The sequence below is a fragment of the Sphingopyxis sp. NJF-3 genome (assembly GCF_053514865.1).
The window spans coordinates 535,099-552,128 of the sequence record NZ_CM130726.1 but is presented as its reverse complement, the minus strand read 5'-3'; the positions used below and the strand labels follow the sequence as shown (position 1 = coordinate 552,128).

18 protein-coding genes are annotated in these 17,030 nt (G+C 68.8%); 11 read left to right on the top strand and 7 right to left on the bottom strand.

Annotated features, from left to right (window positions below):
- Window positions 1–61: 61 nt before the first annotated feature.
- A complete protein-coding gene (locus ACOTSS_RS02500; protein WP_095388555.1) occupies window positions 62–844 on the bottom strand; it encodes a succinate dehydrogenase iron-sulfur subunit in 783 nt (260 codons plus the stop codon).
- A gap of 117 nt (window positions 845–961) precedes the next feature.
- On the opposite strand from ACOTSS_RS02500, the gene ACOTSS_RS02495 reads away from it, so the two are divergent.
- The 3 genes from ACOTSS_RS02495 to ACOTSS_RS02485 all read left to right on the top strand — a co-directional run bounded on the left by ACOTSS_RS02495 (window position 962) and on the right by ACOTSS_RS02485 (window position 4,104).
- Complete coding sequence (locus tag ACOTSS_RS02495) at window positions 962–2,494, top strand: lipopolysaccharide biosynthesis protein (RefSeq protein WP_448689969.1); 1,533 nt, start codon at window positions 962–964, stop codon at window positions 2,492–2,494.
- Between the two features lie 160 nt (window positions 2,495–2,654).
- Window positions 2,655–3,395: a methyltransferase family protein gene (locus ACOTSS_RS02490; RefSeq protein ID WP_448689968.1), complete on the top strand. Its 741-nt coding sequence runs from the start codon at window positions 2,655–2,657 to the stop codon at window positions 3,393–3,395.
- 4 nt (window positions 3,396–3,399) lie between these two features.
- Complete coding sequence (locus ACOTSS_RS02485) at window positions 3,400–4,104, top strand: nucleoside triphosphate hydrolase (protein WP_448689967.1); 705 nt, start codon at window positions 3,400–3,402, stop codon at window positions 4,102–4,104.
- Window positions 4,105–4,212: 108 nt separating this feature from the next.
- Here the strand turns inward: ACOTSS_RS02485 and ACOTSS_RS02480 are convergent, their stop codons facing one another.
- Both ACOTSS_RS02480 and ACOTSS_RS02475 read right to left on the bottom strand, forming a co-directional pair.
- Window positions 4,213–4,983 (bottom strand): nucleotidyltransferase family protein, encoded by a 771-nt coding sequence (locus tag ACOTSS_RS02480; RefSeq protein ID WP_448689966.1) that lies wholly within the window; start codon window positions 4,981–4,983, stop codon window positions 4,213–4,215.
- Window positions 4,980–5,876 carry an alpha/beta hydrolase gene (locus ACOTSS_RS02475; protein WP_448691278.1) on the bottom strand — a complete coding sequence of 299 codons (897 nt, stop codon included), beginning with the start codon at window positions 5,874–5,876 and terminating at the stop codon, window positions 4,980–4,982. Before ACOTSS_RS02475 ends, ACOTSS_RS02480 begins: the two co-directional genes overlap by 4 nt.
- Before the next feature lie 309 nt (window positions 5,877–6,185).
- Here ACOTSS_RS02475 and ACOTSS_RS02470 point away from each other — a divergent pair, with 309 nt between their 5' ends.
- Genes ACOTSS_RS02470 through ACOTSS_RS02455 form a run of 4 tightly spaced genes read left to right on the top strand, consistent with a single transcriptional unit; the run spans window position 6,186 to window position 10,048 of the window.
- On the top strand, window positions 6,186–7,016 hold the full coding sequence (locus ACOTSS_RS02470; protein WP_448689965.1) for a diacylglycerol/lipid kinase family protein: 831 nt from the start codon (window positions 6,186–6,188) through the stop codon (window positions 7,014–7,016).
- Window positions 7,013–7,867: a metallophosphoesterase family protein gene (locus ACOTSS_RS02465; RefSeq protein WP_448689964.1), complete on the top strand. Its 855-nt coding sequence runs from the start codon at window positions 7,013–7,015 to the stop codon at window positions 7,865–7,867. The genes ACOTSS_RS02470 and ACOTSS_RS02465 overlap by 4 nt, the downstream gene beginning before the upstream one ends.
- Before the next feature lie 49 nt (window positions 7,868–7,916).
- Entirely contained in the window at window positions 7,917–9,008 is a 1,092-nt protein-coding gene (locus tag ACOTSS_RS02460) for a hypothetical protein (RefSeq protein WP_448689963.1), read from the top strand.
- Complete coding sequence (locus ACOTSS_RS02455; protein WP_448689962.1) at window positions 9,005–10,048, top strand: phosphotransferase; 1,044 nt, start codon at window positions 9,005–9,007, stop codon at window positions 10,046–10,048. Before ACOTSS_RS02460 ends, ACOTSS_RS02455 begins: the two co-directional genes overlap by 4 nt.
- Before the next feature lie 306 nt (window positions 10,049–10,354).
- On the opposite strand, the gene rpsI is transcribed toward ACOTSS_RS02455, so the two are convergent.
- From rpsI to ACOTSS_RS02435, 4 genes are all read right to left on the bottom strand, one after another.
- A complete protein-coding gene (gene rpsI, locus ACOTSS_RS02450; RefSeq protein ID WP_095388545.1) occupies window positions 10,355–10,852 on the bottom strand; it encodes a 30S ribosomal protein S9 in 498 nt (165 codons plus the stop codon).
- Window positions 10,852–11,331 carry a 50S ribosomal protein L13 gene (gene rplM / locus ACOTSS_RS02445; protein ID WP_448689961.1) on the bottom strand — a complete coding sequence of 160 codons (480 nt, stop codon included), beginning with the start codon at window positions 11,329–11,331 and terminating at the stop codon, window positions 10,852–10,854. Before rplM ends, rpsI begins: the two co-directional genes overlap by 1 nt.
- Before the next feature lie 173 nt (window positions 11,332–11,504).
- A complete protein-coding gene (locus ACOTSS_RS02440; protein WP_448689960.1) occupies window positions 11,505–12,296 on the bottom strand; it encodes a hypothetical protein in 792 nt (263 codons plus the stop codon).
- Complete coding sequence (locus tag ACOTSS_RS02435) at window positions 12,293–13,318, bottom strand: COX15/CtaA family protein (RefSeq protein WP_448689959.1); 1,026 nt, start codon at window positions 13,316–13,318, stop codon at window positions 12,293–12,295. Before ACOTSS_RS02435 ends, ACOTSS_RS02440 begins: the two co-directional genes overlap by 4 nt.
- Before the next feature lie 295 nt (window positions 13,319–13,613).
- Between ACOTSS_RS02435 and ACOTSS_RS02430 the strand changes: the two genes are divergently transcribed.
- From ACOTSS_RS02430 to ACOTSS_RS02415, 4 genes are all read left to right on the top strand, one after another.
- Complete coding sequence (locus ACOTSS_RS02430) at window positions 13,614–14,540, top strand: M48 family metalloprotease (RefSeq protein WP_448689958.1); 927 nt, start codon at window positions 13,614–13,616, stop codon at window positions 14,538–14,540.
- A 56-nt stretch (window positions 14,541–14,596) separates the two neighbouring features.
- Complete coding sequence (gene msrA / locus ACOTSS_RS02425) at window positions 14,597–15,148, top strand: peptide-methionine (S)-S-oxide reductase MsrA (protein ID WP_448689957.1); 552 nt, start codon at window positions 14,597–14,599, stop codon at window positions 15,146–15,148.
- Between the two features lie 136 nt (window positions 15,149–15,284).
- Entirely contained in the window at window positions 15,285–15,830 is a 546-nt protein-coding gene (locus tag ACOTSS_RS02420; RefSeq protein ID WP_448689956.1) for a YfiR family protein, read from the top strand.
- Complete coding sequence (locus ACOTSS_RS02415; RefSeq protein ID WP_448689955.1) at window positions 15,827–17,026, top strand: diguanylate cyclase domain-containing protein; 1,200 nt, start codon at window positions 15,827–15,829, stop codon at window positions 17,024–17,026. The genes ACOTSS_RS02420 and ACOTSS_RS02415 overlap by 4 nt, the downstream gene beginning before the upstream one ends.
- Window positions 17,027–17,030 lie beyond the last annotated feature (4 nt).

Here is a 17,030-nt window from a genome sequence, read left to right as displayed (position 1 = left end):
ACTATCGTCAGGGAAGCCGGGTGGGGGAGCGGGCCGGTGCCGCTCTTGGCGTCAGCCAACATCAAACCTGCCGCTCGGCCTCGAGCTTCTTGATTTCGGCGATCGCGCGCGCCGGGCTCAGGCCCTTGGGGCAGGCGTTGGCGCAGTTCATGATCGTGTGGCAGCGATAGAGGCGGAACGGATCCTCAAGTTCGTCGAGCCGCTCGCCGGTATATTCGTCACGGCTGTCCGCGAGCCAGCGATAAGCCTGGAGCAGGATCGCGGGGCCGAGAAACTTGTCGCTGTTCCACCAATAGCTCGGGCAGCTCGTCGAGCAGCAGGCGCAGAGGATGCACTCGTAGAGCCCGTCGAGCTTCTCGCGTTCCTCGGGCGACTGCAATCGTTCCTTGCCGCTCGGCGTCGTCGTCTTGGTCTTCAGCCACGGCTCGATCGACGCATATTGCGCATAGAAATGGGTGAAGTCGGGGACGAGGTCCTTGATCACCTCCATGTGCGGCAGCGGGGTGATCGTGATGTCGCCCTTCAGATCCTCGATCGCGGTGGTGCAGGCGAGGCCGTTCTTGCCGTTCATGTTCATCGAGCAGCTGCCGCAGATGCCCTCGCGGCACGAACGGCGGAAGGTCAGCGACGAGTCCTGCTCGCTCTTCATCTTGATCAGCGCGTCGAGCACCATCGGACCGCATTTTTCGGTGTCGATCTCGAACGTGTCGAAATGCGGGTTGCGGCCGCTGTCGGGGTTATAGCGATAGACCTTGAATTTCTTGACGCTGGTCGCCCCCTCGGCCTTGTGGACCGTGCCGCTCTTCTCGATGCGGCTGTTCTTGGGCAGGCGAAATTCGGCCATGTCGCGGGCTCCCTTGTGCAATTGCGGGCTGCCTAGACCCGATTGAGGGAGTCGACAAGGGGTTGAAAGCGCGAAAGCCGCTGGCGAGCGAGCGGGCAAGCGGCTAGGGGCGCTGCGATGAGCGAAGACGCCGCCGCACCCCCTGCCGTGACCAGCCGCCACGTCGCGCGCGGGCTCGGCACCACCGTGCTCGCGCGGCTCGGCGCGGTGGTCGAGATCGTCGCGCAGCCGCTTTACGTCCTGATGTTCGGGCTCGCGGGCTATGGCCTCTACGCGGTGCTGTGGGCGACGATCAACCTGCTCGAGAATATCTTCGACACCGGCATGACGAGCGCGATGCAGCGCACCGTGCCGCAATCGGCGAGCGATGCCGAGGCGGCGGCGGCGCTGCGCACCGCGATGGTCTTCGGGGTGGGCCCGTGCCTGATCGTCGCGGGCGGAATCGCGCTCTTCGCCGCCGATCTCGCGCCCTTGCTCAACGTTGCCGACAAGGACCGGCCGCTCGTCGTTCCCGCGATCCAGCTGTTCGTCTGGGCACTGCCGCTCTGGGCCTTCGTCGAGATCGCGACCTCGGCGATGCGCGCGCGCATGGTGTTCGGGGCCGAGATTCGTCTGCGCATCGTCTGGGAACAGATCATGCGGCTGGTCTTCGCGGGCCTCTTCTTCGCGGGCGGGCTCGGCCTCAAGGGGCTGTTCATCGCGCATCTCTGCTCACTCGCCGTCACCGCCTTCCTCTGCGTCCGCCTGCTCGCGCGCTATTACAGCTTCACCGACCTCTGGCGCGGCCCGTGGGCGAGCGACACCGCGCGCAGCACCTTCTGGGCCGGCCTGTCGATCCTGCCGTCGAACATCATCGCGCGGCTGTTCGGCGACGCCCCCGCGCTGATCCTCAACCTGCTGCTCCCCGGCGCAGCGGGCGCGGCGGCGGCGGGTCTCTTCACCATCGCGCGCAAGCTGTCGAGCGTCGTCCAGCTCGTCCGCATCGCCTTCGTCTATGTCCTCGCGCCCCTCGCGGCCAGCGCCGAGCGATCCGACCGCGCGCAGGTCGCCGACATCTACGCCTATGCGACGCGCCTGATCTTCGCGATCGCACTGCCGCTCGCCGCGGTGCTCGCCGCGGGCAGTTCGTCGCTGCTCGGCCTGTTCGGCGCACAGGCGCATATCGCGCAGGGTGCGGTGATCATCCTGCTTTTCGCGCGCGCGCTCGAAGCCGTGCTCGGCATTTCGCTCCCGGTGCTGCAGGTCGTCGCGGCCTTCCGCCACCAGCTCACCGCGAGCCTGTTCGGCGTGATCGTCGCGATCGCCGCAGGCTGGTTGATCGTCGGCCATATGGACGCGCTCACCGGCGTCACCCTCGCCATGTCGATCGGCCTCGTCGTGATGGCGGGCATCCCGATGATCCAGCTCGCAGCGGGCGAGCGCCTCCATCCCTTCGACCAGCAATTTCCGAAGGTCGCAGCGATCGGGCTCGCGATCACGATCGGCGCCGGCGCCGTCGCGCTTCTCGCGAGCCGCCTGCCCGATGCGGTCGCACTACCGCTGATCACCGCCATCGCCGCGAGCGCGATCTGGCTTTCGCTGCGCTTCGCCCTCCCCCACGCCGACCGCGCCTCGCTCGGCAAGACGGCCCGCAAACTGCGGCTCGTATAGCTTTCCTTCGTCATTCCCCACGCGCGCAGATGGACCCCGGATCACGTCCGGGGTGACGAAGGAGGGATAGGTCTTATTTTGGCCGCAAAATTTGCTAGAGGGGGCGACTGATTTTTCGCCGCCAGGGATTTGATCCCGCGCGGCCAACAGGCGGAACTCGATGTACCAGCAAGAACTCGCCCGCAGCGGCAAGCGCCTCTTCTTCATTCGCGGCACCTATATCTACATCACCATCGCGATCTCGGTGTTGATCGCATGGGTAGCGCAGGATTGGGGTCCGTTCAGCAGCGCGAGCGGCGACTGCGCCTGGTTCTGGCTGTCGCTCGGCGTCGCGAGCGCGGGCGCGATCGTCCGCGTCTTCACCAGCGGCTGGGCCGCGCTCGGCACCTCGGGCCGCGCCAAGGTCGCCGCCGAGGCGAGCGAACTCAACACCACCGGCCCCTACAGCCTGGTGCGCAATCCGCTCTATGTCGGGCGCATCCTCAACTTCACCGGGCTCGCGATGCTGTCGGGAAGCTGGGTGTTCGGCGCGATCGTCTTCCTGCTCGCCATCCTGATCTACGAGCGCATCTCGATCTATGAGGAAGAGTTTCTGCGCGAAAAGTTCGGCGCGGCGCACACCGAGTGGGCGAAAGAGGTTCCCGCGCTGCTCCCCCGCCTCCACGGCTGGGTGAAACCCAAATATCCCTTCTGGTGGAAACGGATGATCTGGCGCGAACAGAACAAGCTGTTCCTCCTCGCGACGACCGTTTTCCTGACCTGGTTCGCGCGGCTCGATTTCAACTTCGACGCGCTGACCCCGGCACAGTGGAACTGGGTCTATGCCTTTGCCGCGCTCGTCGTCGTCCGCTTCTTCATCGGCGGACTGAAGATGATCGGCTTCTTCAAGGAACTGAGCTGAGCGCATGGGGGGCGAGCTCGCTCCCCTGATCGCAGTCGTCGGCAGCGACGGATCGGGCAAGTCGACCCTGTCGGCCGACCTGCTCGCGCATATCCAGCAGACGCGACGCGCCGAGGCCGGCTATCTCGGACTCGGGTCGGGCGAGCAGGGGCGCCGGATCGGGCGCTGGCCGATCATCGGACCGCCGCTCCACCGCTGGCTCGACGGCATCGCCGACCGGCTGCGCGATCCGGGCGAACCGATCCCCAGCCTGTTCGCGGCGCGCTATGCGCTGCACCGGTCGCGTCGGCGGCGGGCAAAGTTCGACGCGCTGGTCGCGCAGCGCCGCGCCGGCATCACCGTGGTCACCGACCGCTATCCGCAGCTCGAGGTGCCCGGCCTCCACGACGGCCCGATCCTCGCCGGCCGCGCGACCAACCCGCGCCTCGCCGCGATTCAAGCGGAGGAAGGCGCGCTCTATGCCGAAATGGCATCCTATGTTCCGACGCTGGTCATCCGCCTGCACGTCGACGTCGACACGGTGATGGCGCGCAAGCCCGATCACGACCGCGCGCTGATCGTGCGCAAGGTTGAAACGGTGCCGCTGCTGACATTCAACGGGGCGCCGATCGTCGATATCGACGCGACGATTCGCTATGAGGAGGAGCTGGCGTTGGCGACGGCGGCGGTGGACCGGGCGTTGGCGAACGAAAGGATCATCCGCACCTAACCGTCATCCCGGCGAAGGCCGGGATCTCGACCTCACATCATGACGCACCGGTGAGATCCCGGCCTTCGCCGGGATGACGGAGAGAATGGAAAAGTGGTGGTGGCAAGGTCAGCGGGCGTTCCGCCCCGCCATGATCTTCTCGATCAGTTCGACGTCCGCGGGCTTGTCGGCGTCGATGCACGCCTCGCCCTCCGACATGGGTACCACCTTCGCCTTCAATCCGAAGCGCAGCCCCGCGCGCGCGACGCCCTGGTGGATCGTAATCAGCCGCAGCACCACCGCGAGCAGCAGCGCTGGACCGAAGGCGGCGACGATCTTCAGCCCTTTCTTGCGGTTGCGCTCGATCTGCCCCCAGAAGTCGAGCAGGGGAAGCGCGCGGCGCCCGCGCAGGCGGAACAGGTTCGCGCCCGACCACCAGCCGCCGCGGAACTTGAGCCAGGTGCGCTTCGATTCGGGATAGCGCGCGAGCAGCACATCCCGTTCGACCATCGCGACCGCGACGTCGCTTTCCTCGGCGCCGGTCAAGAATTCGGCGATCATCGCAGGGGTCAGCAGCACATTGTCGGCGGTCGTCACCAGCAGCGGCGCATCGCCCTGGGGCAGCGCGGCGGCGAGCGAGCTGCTGATCCCCTGCCCCGAGTCCGCGAAATGCAGGTCGGCGAGCCCGGCGAGGGCCGGTTCGGCGGCAAGCTCGGCGCTGTTCTGCGCGAGGATGGTGATCGGCCCGACCAGCGGCGAAGCGCGCAGCGCGCGCGCGACATGCGCGAGCATCGGCCGTCCGGCGATCGGGAGCAGCGCCTTGGTCGAAACGCCGCTGCCGGTCAGCAGCGGATCGGGGCCGGGACGGCTGCCGGCCATGACGATGGCGGGAATCGTCATCGTGCCGCCTCCGCGAGCGGAGCGACGCGCCGTCCCGTGACGCCGCGCAGGAAATCGCTCGCCTCGGCAAGTACCGGCCCCTTCGCGCGGAAAGGCGCGGCGAGCGCCATGACGATGCCCGTGTGGCCGACGCCGGGATAGACGCGCAGGTCCGCCGAGCCGCCCGCCGCCTGTATCGCGGCGGCGAGATTCTGGCTGTTGCGCGGCCGCACCGTTTCATCCTCGTCGCCGGTCGCGAGCCACAGCGGCGGCGCGGCGGCGCGCACGAAGGCGATCGGCTGGGTCTTTTCGGCCGGTCGGACCTTGCCCATCGCCTTGTCGGCGCGGCCGCCCTTTTCCATCGGCAGAAAATCATAGGGACCGGCGAGCCCGGCGACGCCGCGAATCGCGGCGGGGTCGCTTCCCGCGCCGCGCAGCCATTGCGGATCGAGCGCGAGCATCGCGGCATTATAGGCGCCCGCCGAATGACCCATCAGCGCGATGCGGTCGGGATCGCCGCCGAAATCACCGATATGCGCCTGCACCCAGGCGACCGCGGCCGCGCTGTCGTGGAGGAAATCGGGCCAATGCGCCTTGGGGGCCAGGCGGTAATCGGGGATGACGGTGACGAACCCCTCTTCGGCGAGCGCGCGGCCGGCAAAGCCATAATGCTCGCGATCGCCGCTGCTCCAGCCGCCGCCGTAGAAGAAGACGATCACCGGCAGCCGGTCGCCCGCCTGCGCCGCTTCGGGCGCCCAGATGTCGAGGAGGCGGCGCGGGCCCTCGCCATAGGACTGGCCCGACATCACCCGCCGCGCACCACCGCGCCCGAGCAGCCGGTCGGCCATGTCGAGCGAGCGGGCGCCGCCCGCGACGACCGCCTTCGCGCCGCCGCCGAACAGCAGCAGGAGCACGGCCGCCAAGAAGAGGAATTTGATCAACCGCCGTTCCCTGACATCGTGATCCGTCGCCAGCTCCGCGCCCTACAGGGCACCGCGCCCGCGAACAAGCGCCGAACCGCGCGACAGTAAGGGCGCAATTGGAAGAGTGGGACTTGATTCCCTTGCCGTCACCCCGGACTTGATCCGGGGTCCCGCTTTTCGACGTTCCTGAGCGGGACCCCGGATCAAGTCCGGGGTGACGGGGAAGGTAGGCATCGCCTTCCAAAGCCGAACTGCGTCATCGCCCGCGCGACCTTTTCCGCCTTCGGGCGTAGGACAGGCATGACCAGTCCTTTCACGCGCCCCGCCCTCCTGTGCAACAGCCAGAGCGGCAGCCACGATCCCGCCATCCACGATGCCATCGTCGAGGCCTGCCGCGCGGCGGGCACGCCGCTTGTCGCGACTTTCGCTCTGCCCCACGACAAGATTCCGGACGCCGCGGCCTTGCGCGCGCAGGACATCGACCTGCTGCTCGTCTGGACCGGCGACGGGACGATCAACGCCGCGGCGAGCGGCGCGGCGGGCTGGGACGGCGCGCTGCTGCCGCTCCCCGGCGGCACGCTCAACCTCTTGTCGAAGGCGCTGCACGGCGACCGCCCGGCGCCCGGAATCCTGACCGACGCGCTGGGCGGCAAGGGACGGCGGCGCACCATACCGGTCATCCGCGGCAAGGATGGCGATGCCTTCATCACCATCGTCGCCGGGCCCGCGACGCGCTGGGCCGAGGTGCGCGAGACGATGCGGCAGGACGGGCTGCTCGAAGCGGCGGGCGCCGCACCCGACGCGCTCGACGAGATGCTGAACGCGCCCGGCGTCCGCGTCGCGGGACACGGCCAGGCCTATCCCGCGATCATCCTGACCCCGACCGAAGCGGGCGTCCGCGCCGACGGCATCCTAACCGAGGGGACCGCCGACGTGCTGCGCCACGGCCTCGCCTGGCTCGGCGGCGATTTCCGCGACGGGCCGAGCGAGGAGATCGCGTCCGGCGAGACGATCATCCTCGAAAGCGAGGCGCCGATGAGCCTCGAATATGACGGCGAGCTTCGCGAAACCCCTTCGCCCGCCCGCTTCGCGCTCGGCACGAGCACAGTCGACTTCATCGCGACGGCATGACCCTGCTCTTCCACATCAGCGACCTGCATTTCGGGCTCGAGGATCCCGCGGCGCTCGCCTGGTTCGCCGACTGTGTCGCGCGCGAGCGGCCGGCCGCGGTGCTGATCACCGGCGACCTGACGATGCGCGCGCGGCCCCGCGAATTCACCGCGGCGTGCGACTGGATCGGCGCGCTCGACGTGCCGGTGACGGTCGAGGTCGGCAACCACGACCTGCCCTATTTCAACCTCGTCGAGCGCTTCCTCGACCCCTATCGGCGGATTCGCGGAATCGAGGCGCTGCTCGAACGCGAGCTCGACCTGCCCGGAATCACGATCGTCCCGCTCAAGACCACGGCGCGCGCGCAGTGGCGGCTCGACTGGTCGAAGGGCCGGGTGACGCCCAAAGCGCTCGCGCGGACGCTCGCCGCGATCGACGGCGCGCCGCCGGGCAGCCGCATCCTCGTCACCGCGCATCATCCGCTGGTCGAGGCCGGAACGAAAGGCCGCGCGCTGACCCGCGGCGGCGCGCGGGCGCTGCGCGAGCTCGCGGCGCGCGGCGTCGCGGCGGTGCTGACCGGCCATGTCCACGACGCCTTCGACCTCGTCCAGTCGACCGCGGCGGGCCCCATCCGCATGATCGGCGCCGGAACCCTGTCGCGGCGCATCCGGTCGACGCCGCCAAGCTTCAACGCGCTGCGCCTCGATCCCGCGACCGGCGCGCTCGAGGTCCGCGTGCGCAATCTCGCCGCGGTTCCGACGCCCGACATGCAGATTCGCGACATCCCGCCCGACGCTCTGCCGCCGCGCGAACCCGGCGACCCCGTGGCACCGGTCGGCACCGTGCCCCCGGTCGATCCGCCGGTGCATTGACGCCGCGCATCTTCCCGTTAGGTTGCAAGAAAAAACGGGATGAGGGAAGATGCTGACAAAAGGCGACGATTACCCGCTGCACCAGACGAGCGAGCCGGTCGCGTTCGCGGGAACCGACCGCAATTTCTACGATCGCTATTTCTTCAACGGCACCAGCCCCGACGGATCGGTCTTTTTCGCCGCAGCGATGGGTTTCTATCCCCAGCTCGGCATCGTCGACGCGAGCTTCTGCGTCATCGTGGGCGGGGTTCAGCATAATCTGCGCGCGAGCCGGCGCTCGGCGGGCGAGCGGCTCGACCTGACGGTCGGCCCGATCGCGATCCAGATCGACGCGCCGCTGGAAAAAGTGACGCTGCGCATTGCCGCCGGCAACGGCCCACTGGCCGGCGAACTCACCTTCACGGGCCGCCATTTCCCGATCGAGGAACCGCGCTTCATCCGTCGCAACGGCACGCGGCTGTTCATGGACTATACGCGGATGACGCAGAACGGCCGCTGGTCGGGCTGGCTGTCGGTCGATGGCGAGCGCACCGAGGTAGGCGCCGGCTGGACCGGCACGCGCGACCGGAGCTGGGGCATCCGCCCGGTAGGCGCGAGCGAGCCGCAACCGCCGCCGGGGGGCAATTTCAACCAGTTCTTCTGGCTGTGGACGCCCTGCAATTTCGAGGACCGCTCGCTCTTCTTCCACAGCAACGACGACGGCGCGGGGACGGCCTGGAACCGCCGCGCGGTGATTGTTGCTGACGGCGGAACGGAGCGGCATTTCGACGCCGCGACCTTCGCCGTCGACTGGCAAGCGGGGTCGCGGCGAATCGCGAGGATGACCGCCGACCTCGGCAGCGGCCGTGCGCTGACGCTGGAACCCTCGGGGCCGGTCTTCGCGATGAGCGGGCTCGGCTATACCCATCCAGTCTGGGGTCATGGCCTCGATCATGGCGCCGAGCTTGCGGTTGCGCACGACAGTCTTTCCGAGGCCGAACGCGGCTGGGGCAATCCGCTCGCGATGCACATCCAGGCGCTCGTCACCGCCGAGCTCACCGATGGCGACAGCCGGCACCGCGGCATCGGCGTGCTCGAACAATTGTTCGTCGGCCCGCACGCTCCGACCGGCCTTTCGGGCCTGATGGATCCCGTCCGATGAGCTTTCCGACATCGCCGGAGGCGATGACCCCGGCGTGGCTCGCGGACAAGCTCGGAGCGCCGGCCGGGACTTTGCGCGGCTTCACCTCGGCGAAGGTCGGCACCGGGCAGATGTGCGACAGCTTTCGCCTGACGCTCGACTGGACGGAAGATGCCGGGGCGCCCGCGACGATCATCGCCAAATGCCCGAGCCACGACGCGGCGAGCCGCCATATCGCCAAGCTGACCGGCACCTATGTCAAGGAAGTGAGCTGGTATCGCGAACTGGCAGACGGCAGCGGCGTCGCCGCGCCGCTCTGTCACCATGCCGAAATCGCGGACGACGAGGTCGATTTCATCCTCCTGCTCGGAGACCTTGCGCCCGCGCGGCAGGGCGACCAGCTTGCGGGGCTGGGGCTCGACGCGCTGGGCCCGTGCATCGACGCCGCGGCGGGCCTCCATGCGCTGCTGTGGAACGACGCGCGGCTCGACGCGCTGCCCTGGCTCACGCGCGACAATGGCGAGATCATTCGCACGCTGTTTCCGCAGCTCTATCTGGGCTTTCGCGAACGCTATGCCGAGCGGCTGGAGCCCGACGTGCTCGACCTCGGCGCCGGGATCGTCGAGCGGATGGACGCCTATCTGACCCGCCAGCCGGCGGCGCGGACGATCGTCCACGGCGACCTTCGCATCGACAATATCCTGTTCGCGCCAGACGGCGCGCGCTGCTGGCTCGTCGACTGGCAGACGCTGGGGCGCGGCAGCGGGGCGAGCGACCTCGCCTATCTGATCGGCACCAGCATCGCCGACCCCGTCGAGCGCGCCGCCGCCGATCGTCCGGCGTTCGACCGGTGGAGCGCGGCGCTGCGACGGCGCGGCATCGACCCCGATCCTGCGGGGCTGTGGGACGACTATCGGATCGGCGCGCTCAGCGGTTATTTCATGGCGGTGTTCGCATCGATGAGTGTCGAACGCACCGCGCGCGGCGACGAAATGTTCGCGGTGATGGCCGAGCGCCCGGCGCGCCAGGCGCTCGCACTGGGGAGCCTCGACCTGCTGTAGCCGGATAAGGCATGTCGGCTTTCGACCGATAGCGGCCATAGGCAGAGAGAAAGCCCCTCCCCTTCAGGGGAGGGGGTGGGGGTGGGGTCTATCGGCCTTGCGCAAGGCCGATAGACCCCACCCCACTACGACTAGGCAGCAAGCTGCCAAGTCTGCGTTGCCCCTCCCCTGAAGGGGAGGGGCTTATCGGGACGCAACGTCCGCTCCCCACCCCAAAACCGTCGTTCGCAGTTGGTTTCTGCGTAGAAAAAGGGCGGCCCGTTGCCGGACCGCCCTTTCTTTTCCACCCGTCGGCGGAAAAAGTCGTTAGCGCTTCGAGAACTGGAAGCTGCGGCGGGCCTTCGCCTTGCCGTACTTCTTGCGCTCGACCGCGCGGCTGTCGCGGGTCAGGAAGCCGGCCGACTTCACGGCGCCGCGCAGCGCGGGCTCGAAGCGGGTCAGCGCCTGCGCGATGCCGTGCAGCACCGCGCCCGCCTGGCCCGACAGGCCGCCGCCCTTGACGGTCGCGACGATGTCGTAGCTGCCGACGCGGTCGGTCAGGCCGAAGGGCTGGTTGATGACGAGACGCAGCGTCGGACGCGCGAAATAGACTTCCTGATCGCGGCCGTTGATCGTGATCTTGCCCGAGCCGGGCTTCAGCCAAACGCGGGCGACGGCATCCTTGCGGCGGCCGGTCGCATAGGCGCGGCCCTGCTTGTCGACCTGCTTTTCGCGCAGCGGCGCGGCCGGAGTTTCGGGAGTCGCGACGGCATCGACGGCGCCGGCGAGATCCTTGAGATCGGTCATGGTCTGTTCGTCAGCCATTATGCACCCACCTTGTTCTTGCGGTTCATCGACGCGACGTCGATCACTTCGGGGTTCTGCGCCTCATGCGGATGGTCGGTGCCGGCGAAGATGCGCAGATTGCGCATCTGCTGTCGGCCGAGCGGGCCGCGCGGGATCATGCGTTCGACGGCCTTTTCGAGCACGCGCTCGGGGAAGCGACCTTCGAGAACCTTCGCCGGGCTCGTTTCCTTGATGCCGCCGGCGTAGCCGGTGTGCTTGTAATAGCGCTTGTCGGCCATCTTCTTGCCGGTGAACGCCACCTTTTCGGCATTGATGACGATGACATTGTCACCGCAATCGACGTGCGGGGTAAAGCTCGGCTTGTGCTTGCCGCGCAGGATGTTGGCGATGATCGTCGCGACGCGGCCCACGACCAGGCCGTCGGCGTCGATCAGCACCCATTTCTTTTCGACCGTCGCGGCATTCGCCGACTGGGTCGTCTTGGTCAGCGCCTTCATGGCACGCTCCTTGAAGAGATGGACGAGGGCGATGGGATCATGATCCCGCCGCCCGAAAAAAGCCGCGCCGCCAGTCCCGAAGGGACGAAGCGGCGCTTCGGAGCGGGCCAATGGCGATAAGCGGCCCGAAAGTCAAGCGATCGGCGGCTTTGCTGACGGGTATTATGATACCCTCAAAAGAAATCCAGCGCGCGCACCCGCTCTTCCACCAGCGTCCGCGCGCCGCTTGCGGGGTCGGTGAGCCAATTCTGCTGCCGCTCGTGCACCAGCAGCCCGGTGGCGGCATCGACCGTCCACGCCGATTCGATGCGCAGCGGGCGGTCGCCGCCGGCGGTGGAGACCGTGCCCGCTCCGACGCTGGTGATCCGGCGCTGTCCGTCGTGGGTCGCGACCCTGACATCCGCACCGCCGCGGGCCAGCGTCTCGTTCGCGGGTCCAACGAGCGCGCGAATGTCGGCGATCGCCATTTCCTCGCGCTCTTCCGCGGGCAGACTGGCGAGCATCGTCGCCGCGGCGCGCGCTTCGGGCCGCTGAGCCCGGGCGCCCAGCGCTTCGGTTCGCGCCGCCACCCGCGCCCAAAGCCCATCGGGGTCAGCGAGCTCGACGCTCCGTCCATCGGCCGAAACGAGATAGGACACCGCCTCGCCGACCAGCGGCTGGAGGATGCCGGTCAGGACGCCGACCAACTGGGGGCGTGCGTCGGATTCGATCCGCTCGAGCGTCGCATCGAGCCGGTAGCCGCGACCGAGCCGGTGCCACTGCAGCGCATAGACGAGCGAGAAACTGATCAGTCCGCCCTCGCGGCTCAACCGGCGCGTCGTCACCCGATAGGTCATCGCCCGATCGAGCGGCGGCGCGAAAGCCAGCGCACCGGCCGTCGTCTGCGCGGTCGCAGGCTGGGCGAGCGTGGAGACGGGCGCGGCGAGCACCAGAAGCGCGCCCGCCAGGGCCCGCGCGCGCGTCATGCCGCGCGGCGCCCCAGCCGGTGCAGCGATGCCGCCGCGACCGCGACGAGGATCGCCCCGGTCACCTGATGCAGCACCGCGATCCACATCGAAACCCCGGTGACCACGGTGAGGATGCCGAGCGTCATCTGCGCCGCGACGACCAACAGCAGCAGCCGCGCCTCGGTCCGCCCGCCGCGCCGCCACAGCGTCCGTGCGAGCAGCAGCATCGTCACCGCGGCGGCCCACGACCACCAGCGGTGGAGGAAATGGATGAGGAAGGGATCGTTGGTGATCGCCGACCACGCGCCACCCGACCAGTCGATGCCCTCGGGCACGAAATGGTCGTTCATGAGCGGCCAGTCGCTCGCGACATAGCCGGCGTTGAGCCCGGCGGTCCATGCGCCGAGCAGGAGCTGGACGAAGAGGATCGCGATCACCGCGACCGCCGCGCCGGTCAGCCGCGCGGGACGCGCCGCCGGGTCGCGCGCCAGCACCGCGAGATCGCGCGCGGTCCAGACGAGCCCGCCGAGCAGGAAGAGCGCGGTCAGCAGATGGGTCGCGAGCCGGAAATGGCTGACGTCGGTGCGCTGGGTGAGCCCCGAGGCGACCATCCACCAGCCGATCGCCCCCTGCAGCCCGACGAGCGCCGCGAGCGCGAATAGCCGCCAGCCGTAACCCGCCGGAACCGCGCGCCGCAGCGCGTACCAGGCGAGCGGCACGAGCAGCGCCATGCCGACCAGCCGGCCGAGGATGCGGTGGAGCCATTCCCAGAAGAAGATGCCCTTGAACGCCGCAAGCGACATGCCGAGATTGATCTCGCGATATTCGGGGATCTGCTTGTATTTCTCGAACTCGGCGAGCCATGCCGCCTCGCTGAGCGGCGGCAGTACGCCGGTCACGGGATCCCATTCGGTGATCGACAGCCCCGATTCGGTGAGGCGGGTGATGCCCCCGACCGCGACCACCGCGATCACGAGCAATGCGACGGCCCACAGCCAGCGCGCGAGCGCCGCGGGGCGAGGGTTGGCGACCTGGGTCATGGCCCGCCCTATCGTCGCTTGCCGGACGATAGGCAAGGGGCCGAAGCGGGGGTGGCGACGTCGTTCGGCTTTGGGTGGGGGAGGTGACACCCCCATCTTCGTCATTCCCGCGAAAGCGGGAACCCAGAGCGTGCGTCGGTTAACCCCACGCTGGGTTCCCGCTTTCGCGGGAATGACGATGTTATGAGACCCGGGATGTCGCTGACCGACCGAAAGCCGGCGCAAGCGGGTTTGCAAAATACATAATCGCCAAAATTCATGGCCGCGACAGGCGCCCGCTGGTAACAGGCGCGCGATGCGGTGGCCGCTCTTCTTCCTGTCCGTCGGCACGCTAGCGGTTCCCGCCGGCGCGCGCAGCCCGTCCGACATCGTCGAATTCGCGGCGCAGGAAGCACGGCTGGCGCAGGTTTCGTATCGCCTGACCACCGCCAGCGCGCGCTGGTGTCCCGACACCATGCCCCAGCCCGGCTGGTTGCTCGAGGACCGGCGGCGATTCGACGCGGGCGATTGGAGCGCGGCGCAGCAAGCCTATGGCGCGACGGGCGACGGTCCGTTTATCGCCGCCGTCGCGCCCGGGTCGCCCGCCGATCGCGCGGGGCTGACGCGCGGGACCTCGATCGCGGCGATAAACGGGGAACCCGTGCCGACGCTCGGCGATGCGCCGACGATCCGGATCGACGCCACGATCGTCACGCTCGCAGAACTCGATCCGGCCGCGCCGCTGACCGTGACCGACGGCGCCGGTCGCACCTACCGGCTGGAGGCCGCGCCAGGTTGCGCCAGTGCCTTCCGCATTGAGCGCAAGGGGGCGCAGGCGGCCGCAAATGGAACACTGGTGCGCCTTCGCTTCGATCTCGCACGCGAGGTCACGGACGAGGCCGAACTCGCGGCGGTGATCGCGCACGAGCTCGCGCACAATATCCTGCGGCATCACGCCCGGCTGGCGGCGGCCGGAAATCGCGCGGCGCGCCTCGTCCGCGCGACCGAACTCGAGGCCGACCGGCTGTCGGTGTGGCTGATGGCAGACGCGGGCTATGACCCCGCCGCCGCGGTCCGCTTCTGGACCCGGCACAAGCGGCCGCTGATCCGCGCCGCGACCCATCCGCCGCGCAAGGAACGGATCGCCGCCGTCGAGGCCGAAATGGCGGCGATGACCGCGGCGCGCGCCGCCGATGCCGGCGCACGGCCGCCGCTGGTCGTGGCGCCGCCGCCCTTGGAATAGCGGCGCGCGCGCCTATCTTGGAGGCCTGCCCTCCCCTTTCGCGAAGGATCGACGCCATGACCAAAGAGACCGCCATTTTCGCCGGGGGCTGCTTCTGGTGCACCGAGGCGGTGTTTCAGTCGCTCGCGGGCGTCGAGAGCGTCGAAAGCGGCTATACGGGCGGCCACGCCGCCAACCCGACCTACAAGCAGGTGTGCGGCGGCGACACCGGGCATGCCGAGGCGATCCGCATCGGCTATGACCCGGCGGTCATTTCCTATGACGATTTGCTCGACGTCTTTTTCGCGACGCACGACCCGACACAGCTCAACCGCCAGGGCAACGACGTCGGCACCCAGTATCGCAGCGCGATCTTCCCGCTCGGCGACGCGCAGGAAGCCGCGGCACGCGCCGGAATCGCGCGCGCGCAGGGCGACCGCGCCGAACCGATCGTGACCGCGATCGAGCCGCTGTCGGACTGGCATCCGGCCGAGGATTATCATCAGGCCTATTGGGACGGCGAAGGCCAGCGCAATCCCTATTGTCTCGCCACCATTCCGCCGAAGCTCGCCAAGCTCCGCAAGGGCTTCGCCGGGCGGCTGCGCAGTGACGAGGCCGCGGCATCCTGACGGCCGCGGTCGGGCCGCAGTGTTGCATATTGGCCGCATGACGTCACTTTTCCTTGACTTTCAGGCGGTTTGGACTAGCGGACGCGGCCTTGTTGGGGCAGCTTGATCCCCGCAGCGAGGTAGGGATCGCTAGAGGGTGTTGGCGTCGTTATTCCTGATCGGGGCGGTGTTCGCGACGCCGCAGATGTCGGTTCAGGCCGCAAGCCAGACGATTGTCGAAAATGACGGCGACGGAATGACGCGCGCCGTGAACCGGATGGTCGGCGGAATCATCACCTATGTCCGCTGGCCCGACGGGCGCGCCGCCGCGCCGCGCACGATGTGCCTGGTCGGCGCGCCGCGCCTGACCGGCTCGATCGCGCCCGATATTCCGGGAGAGCGCCGGGTCATAGTGCGCCGGACCACCGCGGGCGGGGCGATGACCGGCGGCGGGTGCGACATCCTGTTCCTCGGCCGGATGCCGGGCGACGAGCGCCGGCGCCTGATCGAATGGGTCCGCGGAAAGCCGACGCTGACGATCACCGACGACGATCCGGCCTGCCGCACCGGCGCGATGTTCTGCCTCGCCCGCAAACCGGCCGGGCTCAGCTTTTCGGTCAATCTCGACGCGATCGGCCGCGGGCCGCTCCGCGTCGATCCGCGCGTCCTCAAGATCGGCGGCGCCGACGGAGGCGCATCATGACCGACCGGGCTCCGCGCCGCACCACGCTGCAAAAGCTGCTTTCGCGCTTCCATTTCGGCATCACCCTTTTCGCGGTGGCGCTGTCGGGCATCACCATCCTCCTCGCGGGGATCACCGCGATGCGCGGCTATGCCGACCGCAATATCGAGCTGGCGGCGCAGCTCGGCGCCTATGGCGTCGAGCCCGCGCTGGTCTTCAACGACCCACAGGCGGCGCGCGAGGGGTTGAAGCCGCTGATGAAGATTCCCGGCATCGCCCATCTTCGCGTGCTCGACGACCGGGGGCGTCCCCTCGTCGAATGGCGGTCGCCGACCAAGGATCCCGCCCCGATCCTGACCCGCATCTTCTTTCCCGAACCCTTCGCGATGACGGTGCGCCGCAACGGGTCGGCGATCGGCACGATCGAGGTGTGGGGCGATTCGACAACGCTGACCGACTATGTCCGCATCGGCCTGCTCGCCGGGCTCGCCTGCCTGCTGATCACCGCGCTCGGCACCATCGTCCTCGCGCGCCGGTTCGAATATGAGCTGGTCAAGCCGCTGGGTGAGATCGCCACCGTCGCGCACGACGTGCGCCTCCACCGCCGCTTCGACAAGCGGGTGAAGAGCCTCAGCATCGCGGAGCTCGACCGGCTGGGCGGCGACATCAACGCGCTGCTCGACGAGCTGGAGGGCTGGCAGGGGCATATGGAGGACGAGCGGGCGGTGCTCGCCCACCGCGCGGCGCACGATCCGCTGACGACGATGCCCAACCGCTCGGCCTTCGACGAGCAGTTGAAGCGCCGCCTCGAAGCGGCGGCGCGGCAGCAGCACCGCTTTGCGCTGCTGTTCATCGACGTCGACAATTTCAAGGCGGTGAACGACGGGTTCGGCCATGCGGCGGGCGATGCGGTGCTGGTCGCGATGGCGACGCAGATCCGGGCTGTGTTGCGCTCGGGCGATTTCGCGGCGCGGATCGGCGGCGACGAATTCGTGGTCATCATCGATCCGGTCGACCCCGCGGTCCTGCCCGCGGCGCTCGTCGAACGAATCCGCGCCAGCGTCGCCGAACCGGTCGCGCTTCAGGGCGGCCAGGACTATAGCACCGCGATCAGCGTCGGCGCGGCGCTCTATCCCGACGACGGCCGCGACGCCGCGGCGCTGCTGACCGCCGCCGATGCCGCCATGTATGCCGACAAGCTCCGTCATCGCTCATGATACG